The 14,303-nt window shown below is 58.6% G+C and carries 19 protein-coding genes; 7 read left to right on the top strand and 12 right to left on the bottom strand.

Translation table 11 applies throughout. The features are described 5' to 3' along the window. Positions 1-166: 166 nt before the first annotated feature. Entirely contained in the window at positions 167-532 is a 366-nt protein-coding gene (locus GH975_RS09620; protein WP_153714316.1) for a DUF3291 domain-containing protein, read from the bottom strand. Positions 533-577: 45 nt separating this feature from the next. On the opposite strand from GH975_RS09620, the gene GH975_RS09615 reads away from it, so the two are divergent. Next, a complete protein-coding gene (locus GH975_RS09615) occupies positions 578-922 on the top strand; it encodes a 4a-hydroxytetrahydrobiopterin dehydratase (protein WP_153714315.1) in 345 nt (114 codons plus the stop codon). Between the two features lies 1 nt (position 923). Here the strand turns inward: GH975_RS09615 and GH975_RS09610 are convergent, their stop codons facing one another. From GH975_RS09610 to phaR, 3 genes are all read right to left on the bottom strand, one after another. Next, positions 924-1,898 (bottom strand): acrylyl-CoA reductase family protein, encoded by a 975-nt coding sequence (locus GH975_RS09610; protein ID WP_153714314.1) that lies wholly within the window; start codon positions 1,896-1,898, stop codon positions 924-926. Between the two features lie 114 nt (positions 1,899-2,012). After that, a complete protein-coding gene (locus GH975_RS09605; RefSeq protein WP_170272622.1) occupies positions 2,013-2,357 on the bottom strand; it encodes a phasin family protein in 345 nt (114 codons plus the stop codon). Between the two features lie 170 nt (positions 2,358-2,527). Next, entirely contained in the window at positions 2,528-2,971 is a 444-nt protein-coding gene (gene phaR, locus GH975_RS09600; RefSeq protein WP_153714312.1) for a polyhydroxyalkanoate synthesis repressor PhaR, read from the bottom strand. Positions 2,972-3,072: 101 nt separating this feature from the next. Here phaR and GH975_RS09595 point away from each other — a divergent pair, with 101 nt between their 5' ends. Then, positions 3,073-4,266 carry an alpha/beta fold hydrolase gene (locus GH975_RS09595; protein WP_153714311.1) on the top strand — a complete coding sequence of 398 codons (1,194 nt, stop codon included), beginning with the start codon at positions 3,073-3,075 and terminating at the stop codon, positions 4,264-4,266. On the opposite strand, the gene GH975_RS09590 is transcribed toward GH975_RS09595, so the two are convergent. The 5 genes from GH975_RS09590 to GH975_RS09570 all read right to left on the bottom strand — a co-directional run bounded on the left by GH975_RS09590 (position 4,263) and on the right by GH975_RS09570 (position 8,414). Beyond that, positions 4,263-5,192, bottom strand: a complete 930-nt coding sequence (locus GH975_RS09590; protein WP_153714310.1) for a sodium-dependent bicarbonate transport family permease — start codon at positions 5,190-5,192, stop codon at positions 4,263-4,265. The genes GH975_RS09595 and GH975_RS09590 overlap by 4 nt on opposite strands. A gap of 41 nt (positions 5,193-5,233) precedes the next feature. After that, on the bottom strand, positions 5,234-6,082 hold the full coding sequence (locus tag GH975_RS09585; RefSeq protein ID WP_153714309.1) for a universal stress protein: 849 nt from the start codon (positions 6,080-6,082) through the stop codon (positions 5,234-5,236). Positions 6,083-6,091: 9 nt separating this feature from the next. Continuing rightward, positions 6,092-7,576, bottom strand: coding sequence for a SulP family inorganic anion transporter (locus tag GH975_RS09580; RefSeq protein WP_153714308.1), 1,485 nt, complete (start codon positions 7,574-7,576; stop codon positions 6,092-6,094). 100 nt (positions 7,577-7,676) lie between these two features. Then, on the bottom strand, positions 7,677-8,186 hold the full coding sequence (locus GH975_RS09575) for a uroporphyrinogen-III C-methyltransferase (protein ID WP_153714307.1): 510 nt from the start codon (positions 8,184-8,186) through the stop codon (positions 7,677-7,679). Positions 8,187-8,192: 6 nt separating this feature from the next. Further along, entirely contained in the window at positions 8,193-8,414 is a 222-nt protein-coding gene (locus GH975_RS09570) for an SAM-dependent methyltransferase (RefSeq protein ID WP_153714306.1), read from the bottom strand. 87 nt (positions 8,415-8,501) lie between these two features. Between GH975_RS09570 and GH975_RS09565 the strand changes: the two genes are divergently transcribed. From GH975_RS09565 to GH975_RS09545, 5 genes are all read left to right on the top strand, one after another. Next, positions 8,502-9,146, top strand: a complete 645-nt coding sequence (locus GH975_RS09565; RefSeq protein ID WP_211365805.1) for an ANTAR domain-containing protein — start codon at positions 8,502-8,504, stop codon at positions 9,144-9,146. Next, positions 9,118-9,792, top strand: a complete 675-nt coding sequence (locus GH975_RS09560) for an FAD-dependent oxidoreductase (protein ID WP_153714305.1) — start codon at positions 9,118-9,120, stop codon at positions 9,790-9,792. Before GH975_RS09565 ends, GH975_RS09560 begins: the two co-directional genes overlap by 29 nt. Beyond that, positions 9,686-9,916: a hypothetical protein gene (locus tag GH975_RS09555; protein ID WP_246164791.1), complete on the top strand. Its 231-nt coding sequence runs from the start codon at positions 9,686-9,688 to the stop codon at positions 9,914-9,916. Before GH975_RS09560 ends, GH975_RS09555 begins: the two co-directional genes overlap by 107 nt. A gap of 264 nt (positions 9,917-10,180) precedes the next feature. Then, complete coding sequence (locus GH975_RS09550; protein ID WP_153714303.1) at positions 10,181-11,770, top strand: peptide chain release factor 3; 1,590 nt, start codon at positions 10,181-10,183, stop codon at positions 11,768-11,770. After that, complete coding sequence (locus GH975_RS09545) at positions 11,771-12,535, top strand: TatD family hydrolase (RefSeq protein WP_153714302.1); 765 nt, start codon at positions 11,771-11,773, stop codon at positions 12,533-12,535. Here the strand turns inward: GH975_RS09545 and GH975_RS09540 are convergent. The 3 genes from GH975_RS09540 to GH975_RS09530 form a co-directional block, all read right to left on the bottom strand. Further along, the gene (locus GH975_RS09540) at positions 12,491-12,961 is read right to left on the bottom strand and encodes an Rsd/AlgQ family anti-sigma factor (RefSeq protein WP_153714301.1); all 471 of its coding nucleotides are present in this window, start codon (positions 12,959-12,961) and stop codon (positions 12,491-12,493) included. The two genes, GH975_RS09545 and GH975_RS09540, sit on opposite strands and share 45 nt — an antisense overlap. Before the next feature lie 160 nt (positions 12,962-13,121). After that, positions 13,122-13,307 (bottom strand): carbon storage regulator CsrA, encoded by a 186-nt coding sequence (csrA, locus tag GH975_RS09535; RefSeq protein WP_153714300.1) that lies wholly within the window; start codon positions 13,305-13,307, stop codon positions 13,122-13,124. A gap of 151 nt (positions 13,308-13,458) precedes the next feature. Further along, positions 13,459-14,250 carry a response regulator gene (locus GH975_RS09530; RefSeq protein ID WP_153714299.1) on the bottom strand — a complete coding sequence of 264 codons (792 nt, stop codon included), beginning with the start codon at positions 14,248-14,250 and terminating at the stop codon, positions 13,459-13,461. Between the last annotated feature and the right edge of the window lie 53 nt (positions 14,251-14,303).

Raw genomic sequence — 14,303 nt, 5'->3', positions numbered from 1 at the left:
GATTTTGTCGATAAATTCCGGTGTCGCGGTTTGCCATTCGTGTTGCTCTGCGGGAGGCGCTGCAGTTAACGGCGTGAGTAGTAGGGACCTTCAATGGGCGGGTATGCCGCTGTAACAAACGGCCAATCGGTTGGCTCCGGCTGACGCGGTCTGATTCACCATCCGATCACCCCGGCAACCGGTTCATCTCGGCAAAGGTAAACACCGCCTCGCTTGGCCCATGCGCGGTCAGGGCGTCCAGCTTGGCCTTGGCCTCGGTTAACGAGGGCTGGTGCCCGGCATTGACCCACCACAAACAGCTGTGCGGGCTGTCCATCTTGTGGAACCACTCGCGCCGGCCCTTCATGTAGTAGGCGTGCAGTTCGCCATACATAAAGGCTTTCAGCGATGCGCAGTCGCGCCAGATGAAGCCGTCGCTGGCCTCGGCCTGGGCGTTGACGGACGCGATTCCGTCGATAAAGCCGCGCATGATCAGATTGTCCATGTCAGCGCGGACGCGGGCGATGTTCAATTCAGCGATGTACTTTGTCATAAACTTTCCTTGATAATACGGTCCCCCATAATCCAAGGAGTTCGCATGGAACCCTTAGCCAACCAACACTGCGAAGCCTGTTCGCCAACCGCGACTAAGTTGGACGAGCAAGAGATTTTTGATCTGTTGCCGGAAGTCGGCAACTGGCGTTTGGTCACTGTGGATGCGATTGCCCACTTAAAGCGCGTGTACCGGTTTAAGAACTTTGCCGAGGCGCTTAAATTTACCAATCGTCTGGGCGAGTTAGCCGAGGAAGTCGGCCATCACCCGGCTATTTTGACCGAATGGGGGCGAGTCACGGTGGAATGGTGGAGCCACGAAATTGGCGGGCTGCACAAAACAGATTTCATTTTGGCAGCGCGCAGCGATGTTGCCTTTGAGTCGATCTGACTTAAGGCGCCAGACGAACCAAAATACGGCCGGCCACCTGGCCGGCGACTAGGCGCTGACAGGCGTCTTCGACACCCTCCAAACCGATTTCTTCAATGCTACCTTCCAGTGATGCTTCCGGGACCGCCGTTGCCAGGCGTGCCCAGGCGGCCGCGCGCTTGTCCAAAGGGGCGAACACGCTGTCGATGCCTTGCAGGCGAACGCCGCGCAGGATGAACGGGAAGACGGTGGTTTTTAAACCAATACCGCCGGCGTTGCCCATCGCGGTGACCACTGCGCCGGGCTGGCAGGTGGCCAAAATCGTTGACAACATTTGGCCGCCGACGGCGTCGACAGCGCCGGCCCAAATACCCGCTTCGAGGGGTTTGGCATCGCGTGCCAACTCACTGCGATCGACCACGGTGCTGGCGCCCAGCGCTTTCAGGCGCTCGGCTTGCTCCGGGCGACCACTGACGGCGTGGACGTCATAGCCCAGCCCAGCCAACACCTTGATCGCGATGCCGCCGACACCGCCACCGGCGCCGGTAACCGCAATCGGCCCAGACGCCGGCGTGACACCACCGTCCTCAATCGCCATCACCGCCAGCATGGCCGTCAAACCGGCGGTTCCGAGCGCCATGGCGTGGCGCGCACTTAACCCGGCGGGCAACGGCAGCAACCACTTGGCCTTGGCGCTGGCGACGCCAGCTAGACCGCCATCGTGACGTTCACCTACGCCCCAGCCGGTCAGTAAGACCTCGGTGCCCGGGGCAAAGTGCTCGGATTCAATCACGGTCCCTGCGTAATCAATGCCGGGCACCATGGGGAAGTCGCGAATGATTTTGCCGGTGTTGGTGACGGCGAGGGCGTCTTTATAGTTCAGGCCGCTGTAGGTCACCTTGACCAAGGTGTCGCCGGCGCGCAGGTCGCCGGTCTCGATGGTCTCGATGCGGTTACGGGGTTCGTCGTCGTGAATTCGAAATGCGGTAAAGGGCATGGGGTGTCTCGTTATCAGTGTCCGTATAGCATCCCCTTTTTTTCGGACAAAAAAAAGCCAGAGACAGGCTCTGGCTTTGCAGTGAGTCGCCTGACGAGGTCAGGCAATCAACACTTACTGGAACTTAGACGCGCCTTCAACGGCAGTCTGGACCTGTGCAGTGGCTTCGTCACGTGCAACAGTCAAAACGTCTTGGGTGTCACGAGCCGCTGAAACCAGCTTTTCCTGAACGCCTTCCAAGTAGTTCTTCTGGCTGGCCAATGCGCTAGACAGATCGCTAGTAGCGGTCAGTTCTTTTGCTTGGGCAACGCTGCCTTCAAACAGTTCTTTAACCAGGTCAGCTTGCTTAGTTGCCAGTGTTTCCAGCATCTTTTTGTTCAGCTCAACCATCTGGGCCATCGGCTTCATCGCATCTTCGTACTTTGCAGTGTCGAACATGGACTCAACATTCTTGCTCATAGTTTCCATCATTTTCTGATACATGATCGTTTCTCCAAATAAGTTTTGTCGTGTTGTGCATTGCACAACTTGAGATCGAGTATAGGGATTTGTTGCAGTGCGTCAAGTGCTTTTTTTGTGCAGCGCGCAAAATAATTTAATGGTGGGTACGAGAGCGGTCCAAGGACGACTTATTCGTCGTCCTTTTTCGGGGTCGGTGCCTTGCCTAAACCGAGCCACATGTTCATGTTTTGCTCGGCCATCTTGGTCATCATGCCGACCGGGGATACATCCACCAGGTTCTGCATGCGCTCTTTGATGCTGTCCTGTTGATCCAGGAAAACGCGCACGCTGGATTCCAGGTACTTGGACATTTCACCGCGCATCGGCTGGCCGTAGAATCGAATCAGGCTGCCCAACACTTCGTTGGTCATCACGCTGCCGCCATCGTCGCCTTCTTGCTCGATGATGATCTGCAATAGGATAGAGCGCGACAAATCTTCCTCGGTTTTGGAGTCGATGACCTTAAAGCGGTCATGGTTCAGGACCAATGCTTTGACGTCTTCCAGCGTGATGTAGGTGCTTTTGGACGTGTCGTAAAGACGACGGTTGGGATATTTCTTGATGACCCGCATCGGTGACTCCTTATCGTTGTGGCGCCAGTATCACTAAACCTTGGCCCAAAGCATAGCCCCCAAACATCGTCAGGCGCGCTTTGTTGGTGCATGCTGGGTTAATGAAGTCTCAGGTCCTGCCAACATTTTGGTCCCAATGGCTGTCACTCGACCAGTGCCAGCAAGACGCTCGTGCGGTGCAAAGCGCCATGGCGCGTTCGAGTGCGTCGCCGCTGTCGGCTGGCGCGCTGAACAAGGACGCCTGGGAAAACCTGGGGCTGGCGCCGGACTTGCAAGCGCGATTGCGTATTCAAGGGCGTAACGCCGAGGCCTGGCAAGCGCTGATGGGCGCACCGGGCGACTTCGATTTGCCCGGCAAACCCGCGTACGGCGACGACATCGGCGTGACCCCGGGACGTATCGTGTGGCGCGGCCCGCATGCCGAGCTGGTCCATTACAGTGCCGCCGAGTCGGTCGGGCCGGCACTGCTGTGGGTGCCAGCACCGATTAACAAACACGTCATTTTAGATCTGTGCGATGGCCGCAGCGTGATTGCTCGTCAATTGGAGCTGGGGCTGGATGTGTACGCGCTGGTCTGGCGTGGGGCCAGCAACGACAGTATGCCGACGCCGGATGACCTGGTCGCATCGATTATCGAGGCCGCCGAGGCGGTCGCCAAACCGGTACACTTGGCGGGTTATTGCCTGGGCGGTGTGTTGGCGGCGATGGCGGCATTGGACGGCGTCCCGGTGCGTTCGCTGTCGCTGGTGGCGGCACCGATGGACGGCCAGATGGGCGAGTTGGCTGCGGTGCTGACGCCGGCTCAACGGGCGCACACTAAATTTATGGCCGAGGCTCGCGGCCTGGTACCGGCGGCGGTATTAAGCGCGGGCTTCATGGCGTTGAAACCGGAGTCGTGGAAAGGGTTGTTCAGTGCGACGCGCCCTAAGGCGCTGACGCAATGGTTGCTGGACGGGTTGGATGTATCGTCCTCGACTTGGCATTGGATTATGGACGTTGTTTACGGCGCCGGCGCCATGTCCCAAGGGTTACAGGCACTGGATGTGCCGATCTGGGTACAGAGCTTTGATGATGATCACTTGGTCATGCCTCAGCAACTGACGTTTGCCAGGGCTGCGCTGCATGCGCGCGCACCCGGTGGTCATAACGGTGGTCTGTTGCGGGTTCAGCCCGGACAGTGGCTGGACCCATGGGTCCAGTGGCTGGACGATGGCCTACGTGTGGCACCGACCGAGCACGCCGTATTGGGCCAGGCCACCGAGGGCTACCTGGCTAACTCAGGCAGCCTGTTTTAGCTGGCCATCCAGTGATAGAAAGGAATCCCGACCAACACGTTGAACGGAAAAGTTAGGCCCAACGACAGCAACATCGCCAGGCCAATATTGGCGTTTGGAATGGCCACACGAATGGCCGCCGGGGCCGCAATGTATGACGCACTGGCGACCATGGACGCTAAAATGACGGTCGACCCTAATGGCAACCCCAGCACCCCACCTAAGCCGACGCCAATGGCGCCCAGAATCGACGGTGCGATCACGGCAAACAACAGCACGCGCCATTGGTTGCGCGGGAAGGGGCGCAGCGTATCGGCCGCGGTCAGGCCCATTTCCAGCAGGAATAGGGCGAGCACGCCTTGGAACGCGCCGATAAACAAATCCGTCACCGCCGCGCCTTCGTTCGGGCCGTAAATCCAGCCAATCAGTACGCCACCGGTTAACAGCACGACGCCGCGGTTAGTCAGGGTTTCATGCCACAGCCCGGCGTGATCGGTGGCGGTGGTGTCGCCGCTCAGTTTACGGTGCAAGGCGAGCGCGACAATGATCGCCGGCAACTCCATCATCACCAGGTAAAGCGTCACCTGGGCGCCAAACTCCAACCCCAGGTACTCCACGTACGCCAATGCAACCGCGAACGTGCCCGCGCTGACTGATCCGTAGTGGGCGGCGACACTGGCGCTGTCGGCCATGTTCAGTCGCATGAATTTGTGCAGCAGCGGTGTCAGCACTAGCGGGATCAGACCGCCGAGGGCAGCGACGGCAAGTAGCTCGATAAATAGACTGCCCTGCATGTTGCCATACAGTGCCATGCCGCCTTTTAGACCGATCGTCAGCATCAACAGCAGGCTGAGCGTGTCGTACGCGGCTTTGGGGACTTTTAGGTCGGACTTGAGCAGGCCGGCAAATAGACCCAAAACGAAAAAAGTTACAACGATATCTGGCATGCAAAACCCTGAACAGTGTCGAGGACGCTACCTTCGGGGATTCATCGGAATAATACAACCGATGAGCGTGCGTGCCGCAGCGTTTCGTTGGTCGTGCTGCCGACTAAAAATTCGCGGATGCGCGAGTGTCCGAAAGCGCCCATGGCCAATAAGGTGTCGTCCGATTGCGCCAACTCATGCAGTACCACCAGCGGTTCACCCTCGACCAGTTGGGTCGAGACCGTGTGGCCGGCGTCCTCGAGTTGGCGCTGGGCGTAGTCCAGTTGCTGGCGGTGCTCGTCAGTGTCATTGCCGGCCATCACCAGCGTCGCGTCCATGTCGGTCAGCAGCGGCGAATGGCACAGCCGCTCGATCATGTGCTTGGCGGTGGTGCTGGCGTCGTAGGCAATCACGCAACGTTTGGGAGCCACAAAGGTGCTGGGGGTGACCCAAACGGGGTGCTTGGCAGTGCGCACAATGGTTTCAAGTTGTGAGCCGACGGTTTCGGCTGCGCTTTGGTGGGTCTGTCCTTGGCGGCCAATGATGACCACGCGGGTATCGTCGCTCAAGTCGTCGAGTGCTTCGGCCAAACTGCCGTGGCGCTGCAGTTGGCGTGCGTCGACAACGCCATCGGCCAGCAATTGATCGCCGGCCGCTTCAAGCATGATTTTGCCTTCTTCGGCGGCGAGGCGAACACGTTGGTGATCCAAGTCCGCCAGTTCTTTTAGTAACTGCTCGCGGGCACCCAGACCAATCGCACCGGTTAAATCCGCCAGCGCTGGTGTTTCCGCCCGATCCAGCACATGCAGTGCTAGGACCGGGGCGTTCAGCGTAGTGGCGCACCATGCACTGGCGTCGCACACGGCGGTGGCGGATTTAGATCCGTCGATACAGGCAATGATCTGGGTCATGTCGCATCCTTAATGGCCGGCTAAGACGTCATCAACCGCGTCGGGTTTGTCGTGCACTCCAAAGCGGTCAACGATCGTGGCACTGGCTTCGTTGAGTCCCAATACCTCGACTGTCGCCCCTTCGCGACGGAACTTCAATACGACCTTGTCCAATGACGCCACCGACGAGATGTCCCAAAAGTGCGCTTGGGTCAGGTCAATCACCACGTGTTCGACCACGGACTTGAAGTCAAAATAGGCGGCGAATTTGTCCGCTGAGGCAAAGAACACCTGGCCGGTCACGGTGTAATGCACGCTGGCGCCGGTGACGTCTTTTTTGACGCCCATAAAGTGGGCCACTTTGTTGGCGAAAAACAGCGCGGCCAACAGCACACCAACGAACACGCCAATGGCCAAATTATGCGTCGCCACCACCACACCCACGGTGGTGACCATGACAATGTTGCTGGATAACGGGTGCTTTTTCAGGTTCAACAGCGAGTCCCAGCTAAAGGTGCCGATCGAGACCATGATCATGACGGCCACCAACGCCGCCATCGGGATTTGCCGGATCAGGTCATCCAGGAAAACCACCAAAATAATCAAGCCAACGCCGGCAACCAGGGTCGACAGTCGGCCACGGCCACCGGATTTAATGTTGATGACGGACTGGCCAATCATCGCGCAACCGGCCATGCCGCCCAGTAAGCCCGAGGCAATGTTAGCCACGCCCTGGCCTTTGCACTCGCGGTTTTTGTCGCTTTCGGTATCGGTCAGGTCGTCGACGATTTGTGCCGTCATCATCGATTCCAGCAAGCCGACGGCGGCCAGCGCCACGGCGTACGGCAATACGATCCACAAGGTTTCCAGGTTCCAGGGCACGTCCGGGAACAGAAAAATCGGCAAGGTGTCGGGCAGGTCACCCATGTCGCCGACCGTGCGAACGCCCAAACCGGTGGCCATCGCGAACGCCGTACAAACAATAATGCAGACCAGCGGGGACGGCAGAATCTTGCCAATCACCGGGACGTACGGGAACAGGTAAATAATCCCAAGCCCGACCAGCGTCATGGCATACACATGCCAGGTGACATCCGTCAGTTCCGGCAGCTGGGCCATAAAGATCAGAATCGCCAGGGCGTTGACGAACCCGGTGATGACCGAACGCGACACAAATCGCATCAGGCTGCCAAGGCGCAAGTAGCCGGCGATGATCTGGATGAAACCGGTTAGCAGCGTCGCCGCCAGCAAATATTCCAAACCGTGTTCTTTGACCAGCGTCACCATAACCAGTGCCATGGCGCCGGTGGCGGCTGAAATCATGCCCGGACGGCCACCAATAAAGGCAATCACGGTGGCAATACAGAACGAGGCGTACAGCCCTACTTTGGGATCGACCCCGGCGATGATTGAAAAGGCAATGGCTTCGGGTATCAATGCCAGCGCCACGACCAAGCCGGAGAGCGAGTCGCCACGGATATTAGAGAGCCAGTCTTGGTGGAATCGGTTGATCATAGGAATCCTGAGTCATAAACAACAAAGCCCCGTTCTAGTACCGAAACGGGGCCGTTGTTGTGTGGGTTCGAGGTAACAGTGGGCGGCAGTATACGGTGGTTTAGGCCGACTGGCGAACCGTGCTGAGCGTGCAGGCTCGGCGGACCACGCGACCGACGACAATCAGTGTGGGGGAGGTCAGTTGATGGCGATGCCGGTCCGCGGCCATGTGCTCGAGGGTGGTGATGACGGTGCGTTCGGCCGGACAGCTTGCGCTTTGGACCAGAGCCACCGGCCATTCCGGCGCCAGCCCATGCTCGATCAGGCGAGCCGAAATATGCTCGGCCATGCTCAGCCCCATATAGAACACCAGGGTTTCGTCGGTTTGCGCCAGCCCGGCCCAGTCGATCGTGGTGTCGTCGCAGCTGTGTGCGGTGACCAGTCGGAGTTTGTTGGCGACCCCGCGCTCGGTTAGGGGCATTTTGAGGCTGGCGGCGCAGCCGGCTGCGGCGGTGATGCCGGGTATGATTTGATAACCAATGCCAGCGTCCTCCAGGGCGTCTAACTCCTCGCCCAGTCGGCCAAACACCAGCGAATCGCCGCCTTTGAGTCGAGCTACCCGAGCGCCCAGTCGGGCCTACTCTACTAACAACGCAGAAATGTCAGCTTGTTGCATGCTGTGATGGCCCTTGAGCTTGCCGACGTAAATGCGCCGGATGTGGGCCGGCACTTCGGCCATTAATGCCGAGCTGACCAGTGCGTCGTAAACAATGATGTCCGCCGTTTCGATCGCACGCCAGCCTTTGCCCTGAATCTTTGTCTGGTAACTCTGGGTATTGCGCAGCAATATAAATGCCAATTATCAATCGATTGGCGGGGGCGCGTATGGCATCGGCATGGCTGGCACAACTTCAGCGCAGCATCGAACCGGCTCAACAGGGGCAATGTGAGCGCCTGGCCCAGTTTCGGCCTGGCGATGGGGCAGTTTGATCCGCCCATTTTACAGCGCGTTCAGCGTATTCGTCAGCACCAACAACAGGCCCTTGAATCGGCGATTTCATTGGGCGCCATGGCGCTGACTGACCACGCGGCATACCAACAGTTCGAGGCCATGCAGGCGCTGATAGACGGTTTTAGCCCGTCGCAGCCGGTACCGGCGACGCTGGCGGAAACCTGGTTTGGCTTGGTCAGCGACTGGATTGACCAGTTGTTGGCGGTACAGTTGGCGAGTGTGGCTGCTTTGCGCCGCGGACTCGCCGAACCGATCGTCCCCAATATGTTTGCGCGTGATCCGTCGCCGTCCGGCGACGAACGCACGGATCCACTGCGCTCCTTGGTCGGGGCAAGTTTTGGTTTATACGAGCTGATCAGCGAGCAGTCGCAACACTTGGCCGAGGTCCGCACAGCACTGCAAGCTGCCCGCCTTGAGCTGGCCAGCCGCAAGCGTATTGAGCAGGCCAAGGGTTTGCTGATGCAGTTTCAAGGGCTGTCCGAAGCCGAGGCCTTTGGTGCGATGCCGGTGGGCGTTTTTTTATGTCCGTTACCGGCAAGGGACGACAACCATGGCGCAACGCATTTTAGTAATCGGTAATGGGATGGTCGGGCACCATTTCGTTGAACAGTTAATAGGGTCTGACGCGGGCCAAGCAGGCCGCTTCGACATTCAGGTTTTCGGCGCCGAGCCGACCCGCGCATATGACCGCGTGCATCTGTCCGAGGTGTTCGAGCGGCAATCGTCCGAGCACCTATTGATGGGGCCGGCGTCGTTGTATCAGGGCGATTCGGTATCGCTGACGCTGGCCGCGGAGGTCGGCGCGATAGACCGCGCCGGCAAACGGATCAACGTCAATGGCGATTGGGTCGATTACGACGCGCTGGTGTTGGCGACTGGGTCTTTTCCTTTCGTGCCGCCGATTCCCGGTGGGGATGTGCCGGGAACCTTTGTCTACCGAACCTTAGAGGACCTGGACGCCATTCAAGCCCGGGCCAAAACCTCTAAAACCGGTGTTGTGGCCGGCGGCGGCTGGCTTGGACTGGAAGCGGCGAATGCACTCAAAGCCTTGGGCGTCCAGGTTCACACCGGCAAAGCCACCCAGCAGGTCGAGCCGGTCGGCCATGACGCAGCTCAAAATCAGTGGCATTCAACTGTTCAGTTGTGGCCAGATCGATCCGCCGGCGGCGCGCTGTCTTACAATGGCGGACCTGGATGCGGGCATCTACAAAAAACTGTGGCTTGATGAGGGTGCCGTCGTGGGCGCGGTCATGATCGGCGACACCAGCGGAGGTCTGGCGCTGTTCGAACATCTGATGGCCCAGTCGAAACCGGCGCAGGGTGGATTCGAGTTGTTGCTTGGGCACTAGCCAGGCCGGTCGGCCTTCGCCGCGGACTGAATGCCTCCACAGCGCCCGCACAGCAACGCGTAAACCTGCGCCGGTGCACCACTCGGTGCCCGCACCAACCACCACATACATATCAACGTCAGATTGATGAGCTGCAGGGTGTTTTAGAGCAGTAAATTAGTGAGCGCGGCGGTTATTCGTTAGAATAAAGGGCTTTTTAGTCCCGCCAAGGGCGTTTTAACCAATACGTACAAGTTTTAAGTACAAATAAGGTTTTTTAAGGGTATGTCGGATAGCAATTTTATCAATGAAATCAACAAGCGAAGAACATTCGCTATTATCTCGCACCCTGATGCCGGCAAGACCACGATTACCGAAAAGCTGTTGTTGTTCGGCAACGCCATTCAGGTTGCCGGCTCCGTCAAGGGCCGCAAAAACGACAAGCACGCGACCTCGGACTGGATGCAGATGGAAAAGGAACGTGGCATTTCCGTGACCTCGTCCGTGATGCAGTTCCCGTACAGCGACCGCACCGTTAACTTGCTCGATACGCCGGGTCACGCCGATTTCTCCGAGGACACGTACCGCGTTTTGACGGCGGTTGATAGCTGCCTGATGATTATTGATGGTGCCAAAGGTGTCGAAGAACGGACCATCAAATTGATGGATGTGTGCCGCCTGCGCGACACGCCCATTATTGGCTTCGTCAACAAGATGGACCGTGAAATACGCGAGCCGGTTGATCTGCTCGACGAGATCGAAACCGTGCTGGGCATTGCGGCGGCGCCCATTACCTGGCCGATCGGGATGGGCAAAGCCTTCAAAGGCGTTTACCACCTAGTCAACGACGAGCTGCACCTGTTTACCCCCGGTCAGGGCAATATTATTCCGGATGATAAGCGTATTCAGGGCTTGAACACCGACGCTGCGCGTGAGCTGCTGGGGTTGGACTGGCAGGCATTCGCCGACGAAGTGGAACTGGTCAAAGGCGCGTCACACGAGTTTGATTTGCAGGCCTATTTGGCCGGCCAACAAGCGCCGATTTTCTTTGGTACCGCGATGTCTAACTTTGGGGTTCGCGAAATGCTCAATGGCTTTGTCGAATGGGCGCCGGCGCCGCTGGACCGTGTCGCCGGTGGCGAGCGTATCGTGGCGCCGTCCGAGCCCAAGTTCACGGGCTTTGTGTTCAAGATTCAGGCCAACATGGACCCCAAACACCGTGACCGCATTGCGTTTATGCGGGTGTGTTCGGGCAAATACGAGCGCGGCATGAAAATGCGCCATGCGCGGATCGGAAAGGACACCCGAATCGCCGATGCCTTGACCTTTTTGGCCGGCGATCGTAGCGCCGTCGAGGAAGCCTACCCTGGCGATATTATTGGTCTGCATAACCACGGCACGATTCAAATTGGTGACACCTTCACCCAAGGCGAGGATCTAAAGTTCACCGGGATTCCGCACTTTGCGCCGGAATTGTTTAAGCGTGTGCGTTTGCGCGACCCGCTTAAGGCCAAGCAACTGCATAAGGGCTTGCGCCAATTGGCCGAGGAGGGCGCAACCCAGGTCTTCTTCCCGGTCGCCAACGGTGACGTGGTGCTGGGCGCGGTTGGCTCATTGCAGTTCGACGTGGTCGCGTATCGTCTAAAAGACGAGTACGGCGTCGAGGCCATTTACGAGGGCGTCAACGTCAGCACCGCGCGCTGGGTCGACTCGACCGATGCCAAGCAGTTCGCCGAGTTTAAGCGCAAGTACGAGACCAACCTGGCCATGGACGGGGGCGATCACCTGACCTTTCTGGCGGCTTCACGGGTCAACCTGGCTATGGCCCAAGAGCGCTACCCCGAGGTTAATTTCCGCGCCACCCGCGAGCACTGAGTGTTCGACGCCAACACGCACCTGCATTTTGATGCGCTGTGGCCGTCGCGTCAGGCGATATTGGACGAGGCGTGCGGCGCCGGGCTGACCGGGCTGCTGGTGTCGGCGACCGAGCTGTCGCCGCAGACGCTGGCGCGGCTGGACTACTTTGCCGCCCAAGGCGCGGCCATTGCCGTGGGGTGGCATCCGCAGGTGTCGGCCCCGGCGGATGCGCTGGACCAACTGTCCGCGGTGCTACAACAGCGCACGGACTGGTGGGTCGGTGAAATCGGTATTGATACCCGCTATCCGTCGGACCTGGGTTTGTTGGAAGGGCAGTTTGCCACGGCTCAATCACTGGGGCGGGCCTGCGTGGTGCATGCGGTTGGTAAAGGGGCGCTGCACCAGCTTGACCTGGTGGCGTCGAAGTATCCCTGGGTGGTTGGTGTAATTCACGCCTTTAGCGGGTCACCCGAGCAGGCCATGGACTGGGCCATGCGTGGTTGGAAACTATCGATTGGTGGACCGCTGTTGCACCCGAATCGTCCGCGGCTCGCAGCATGGGTCGAATCGGTTCCGCTGGACGCATTGGTGGTCGAGTCGGACAGTCCGGATCTGCCACCAGCTGGCTGGGATGGACCCAATCGGCCAGTATCGGTGGGCGCGGTCATCGACCGGGTCGCCCAAATACGCGGTCAATCGGTGGCCAGTGTGGCCGCCGCTACCGAGGCCAACATGCGCTTAGGCCTGGGTGTCGCTGCGACGATCGTGTCGCGCGGCTTCTAAGATCCTGTCTTCCAGCTCGATTCGCTGAACTAGGGTTTCGCCCAAATACGACAGCGCCGCATCCAGCGCCTCGCCGTCGAGTTGGTCGTGTTCACCAAAGGCATCGTTAAAGGCCAAAATCACGTCGGTGGAGCGCGCGATCACCGGATAAATCGTTTCGGCGACGGCCATCAAGTTCGCCCGTGCCTCGGTGCCCTCTGCCAGTCGGTGGTAAAGCTGGAAGTGGGCGCTGGCGGTGTAGTCAATCAGCGTCTGGCAAAACCGGTGAACCAGACTGTCCAGCTCGCTGGATGACTTGAAGGGGCGGGCGTCGGCCAGTTGTGAGTACAGCATCCATGTTTGGCGGCGCGTATCGAGCAGCGTGAACAAGCGCGATTGGCTGGGCGCTCGGCGGTCGTAATCTGATCGTTCGATAGTTTGGAGCATGCAATGAGCCTCGTCAGTGATGCCGCTAGTGTTAGCGCCGAGATTCGATCGCCCTACGTACCAAAGGACTGAGTTAACGGTCTGTCTGCGACCGATGTCACATTTTTAAGGCAAAAAAAACGCCTGCGTGATGCAAGCGTCTGTGTTCCGATGGGGCGGATTAGCCGGCCGCTGCGCTCTCGTCTTCATACTTGATGCGTTGCCAGATTTCTTCGCGGTGGACGCCGACGGTTTTCGGGGCGCTAATACCCAGCCGTACGTGATTGCCAAACATGCCAAGGACCGTGACGCTGATGTCATCACCGATCATTACTTTTTCGCCGATTTTTCGTGTCAGTACCAACATGTGCTCGTCTCCATTCTCGCCTGTTTAATTTCTTATCGTTGGTGAACGCCCTTCCTTGTTCACCTTTTGTTTAGAAAATTTGAACGATTTTCGGGGGTGCGTCAAGTGATTATTTGTACAAGCGTGTTGGTGTTCACTTTTTGTTTGTAACTTACTTCAGCAATTGTGGCAGCAACTGACACAAGTGGTTTATGTCAAAGGGCTTGGTGCAGACATGGTTGGCGCCGGCTTGCATCACCGAGTCCAGCCGCTGCTGGTCGGTGTCCGAGGTGACGGCGAGGATGGGGATGCTGTTCTGTGCGGATTCGTTGCGGACCCACCGGCACAGGGCTTCGCCGTCGACGTTTGGCATGTGCAGGTCGGTAATTAAGATGTCTAGGTTTTGTTCAGCTATTAGCTGCTGGGCCTGGGCGCCGTCTTCGACGCAGTGGATGCGCTCAAAGCCGAGGGCGTTTAGGGTCCGCAGCATATGCCGTCGGGCCATGCGGCTGTCGTCGGCCAGCCCAATAACGACGTCTTCACTGTCAATATTGCCGAGGTCAATTCGACTCGGTTGCAGGTACTCCAAGGTCGCGGCCAGTGCTTCATCAAGGCCTTGCTCGGGCGCGCGCTTATCAATCAGCGCGATCACGCCGGCTTGGCGAATCGGGTCCAGCGGTTCGAACCGTGTCTCGCTGCTGACGAGCACAAACGGGACGTGGGCCAACGCATCCTCGCGGCGCATGCCGCGAACTAAGTCCGAGCCGGTCATGTCATCCAGATAAAACGAGCTGAGCACCAAGTCCGGGGTTTGGCTTTGCAACAGGGTGAAGGCCTCGTTACCGGTTTTGGCGGTGACAATATGTTGCACCCCGCGCGCCCTTAGCAGCGCCGACAGGGCTTTTTGTTGCATGGATGAGGGTTCGACGACGAGCAGCAAGAGATCGGACAGGGCTAGCGACACGGGCAATCCTTATTCGGTATGGGGTGAGCCCAGCACGCCGGGCACGGTCCGCC

Source organism: Litorivicinus lipolyticus (genome assembly GCF_009650135.1).
Classification (GTDB): Bacteria; Pseudomonadota; Gammaproteobacteria; order Pseudomonadales; family Litorivicinaceae; genus Litorivicinus; species Litorivicinus lipolyticus.
This window is presented reverse-complemented; position numbering and strand designations above follow the sequence as displayed.

What these genes read in the sequence shown, in the direction of transcription:
- GH975_RS09550 (WP_153714303.1), top strand. Translation starts at nt 10,181, where the DNA reads ATGTCGGATAGCAATTTTATCAATGAAATCAACAAGCGAAGAACATTC.
- GH975_RS09560 (WP_153714305.1), top strand. Translation starts at nt 9,118, where the DNA reads ATGGCGCAACGCATTTTAGTAATCGGTAATGGGATGGTCGGGCACCAT.
- GH975_RS09615 (WP_153714315.1), top strand. Translation starts at nt 578, where the DNA reads ATGGAACCCTTAGCCAACCAACACTGCGAAGCCTGTTCGCCAACCGCG.
- GH975_RS09590 (WP_153714310.1), bottom strand. Translation starts at nt 5,192, where the DNA reads ATGCCAGATATCGTTGTAACTTTTTTCGTTTTGGGTCTATTTGCCGGC.
- GH975_RS09580 (WP_153714308.1), bottom strand. Translation starts at nt 7,576, where the DNA reads ATGATCAACCGATTCCACCAAGACTGGCTCTCTAATATCCGTGGCGAC.
- GH975_RS09605 (WP_170272622.1), bottom strand. Translation starts at nt 2,357, where the DNA reads ATGAGCAAGAATGTTGAGTCCATGTTCGACACTGCAAAGTACGAAGAT.
- GH975_RS09620 (WP_153714316.1), bottom strand. Translation starts at nt 532, where the DNA reads ATGACAAAGTACATCGCTGAATTGAACATCGCCCGCGTCCGCGCTGAC.
- GH975_RS09610 (WP_153714314.1), bottom strand. Translation starts at nt 1,898, where the DNA reads ATGCCCTTTACCGCATTTCGAATTCACGACGACGAACCCCGTAACCGC.
- phaR (WP_153714312.1), bottom strand. Translation starts at nt 2,971, where the DNA reads ATGCGGGTCATCAAGAAATATCCCAACCGTCGTCTTTACGACACGTCC.
- csrA (WP_153714300.1), bottom strand. Translation starts at nt 13,307, where the DNA reads ATGTTGGTACTGACACGAAAAATCGGCGAAAAAGTAATGATCGGTGAT.
- GH975_RS09595 (WP_153714311.1), top strand. Translation starts at nt 3,073, where the DNA reads ATGAAGTCTCAGGTCCTGCCAACATTTTGGTCCCAATGGCTGTCACTC.
- GH975_RS09585 (WP_153714309.1), bottom strand. Translation starts at nt 6,082, where the DNA reads ATGACCCAGATCATTGCCTGTATCGACGGATCTAAATCCGCCACCGCC.
- GH975_RS09540 (WP_153714301.1), bottom strand. Translation starts at nt 12,961, where the DNA reads ATGCTCCAAACTATCGAACGATCAGATTACGACCGCCGAGCGCCCAGC.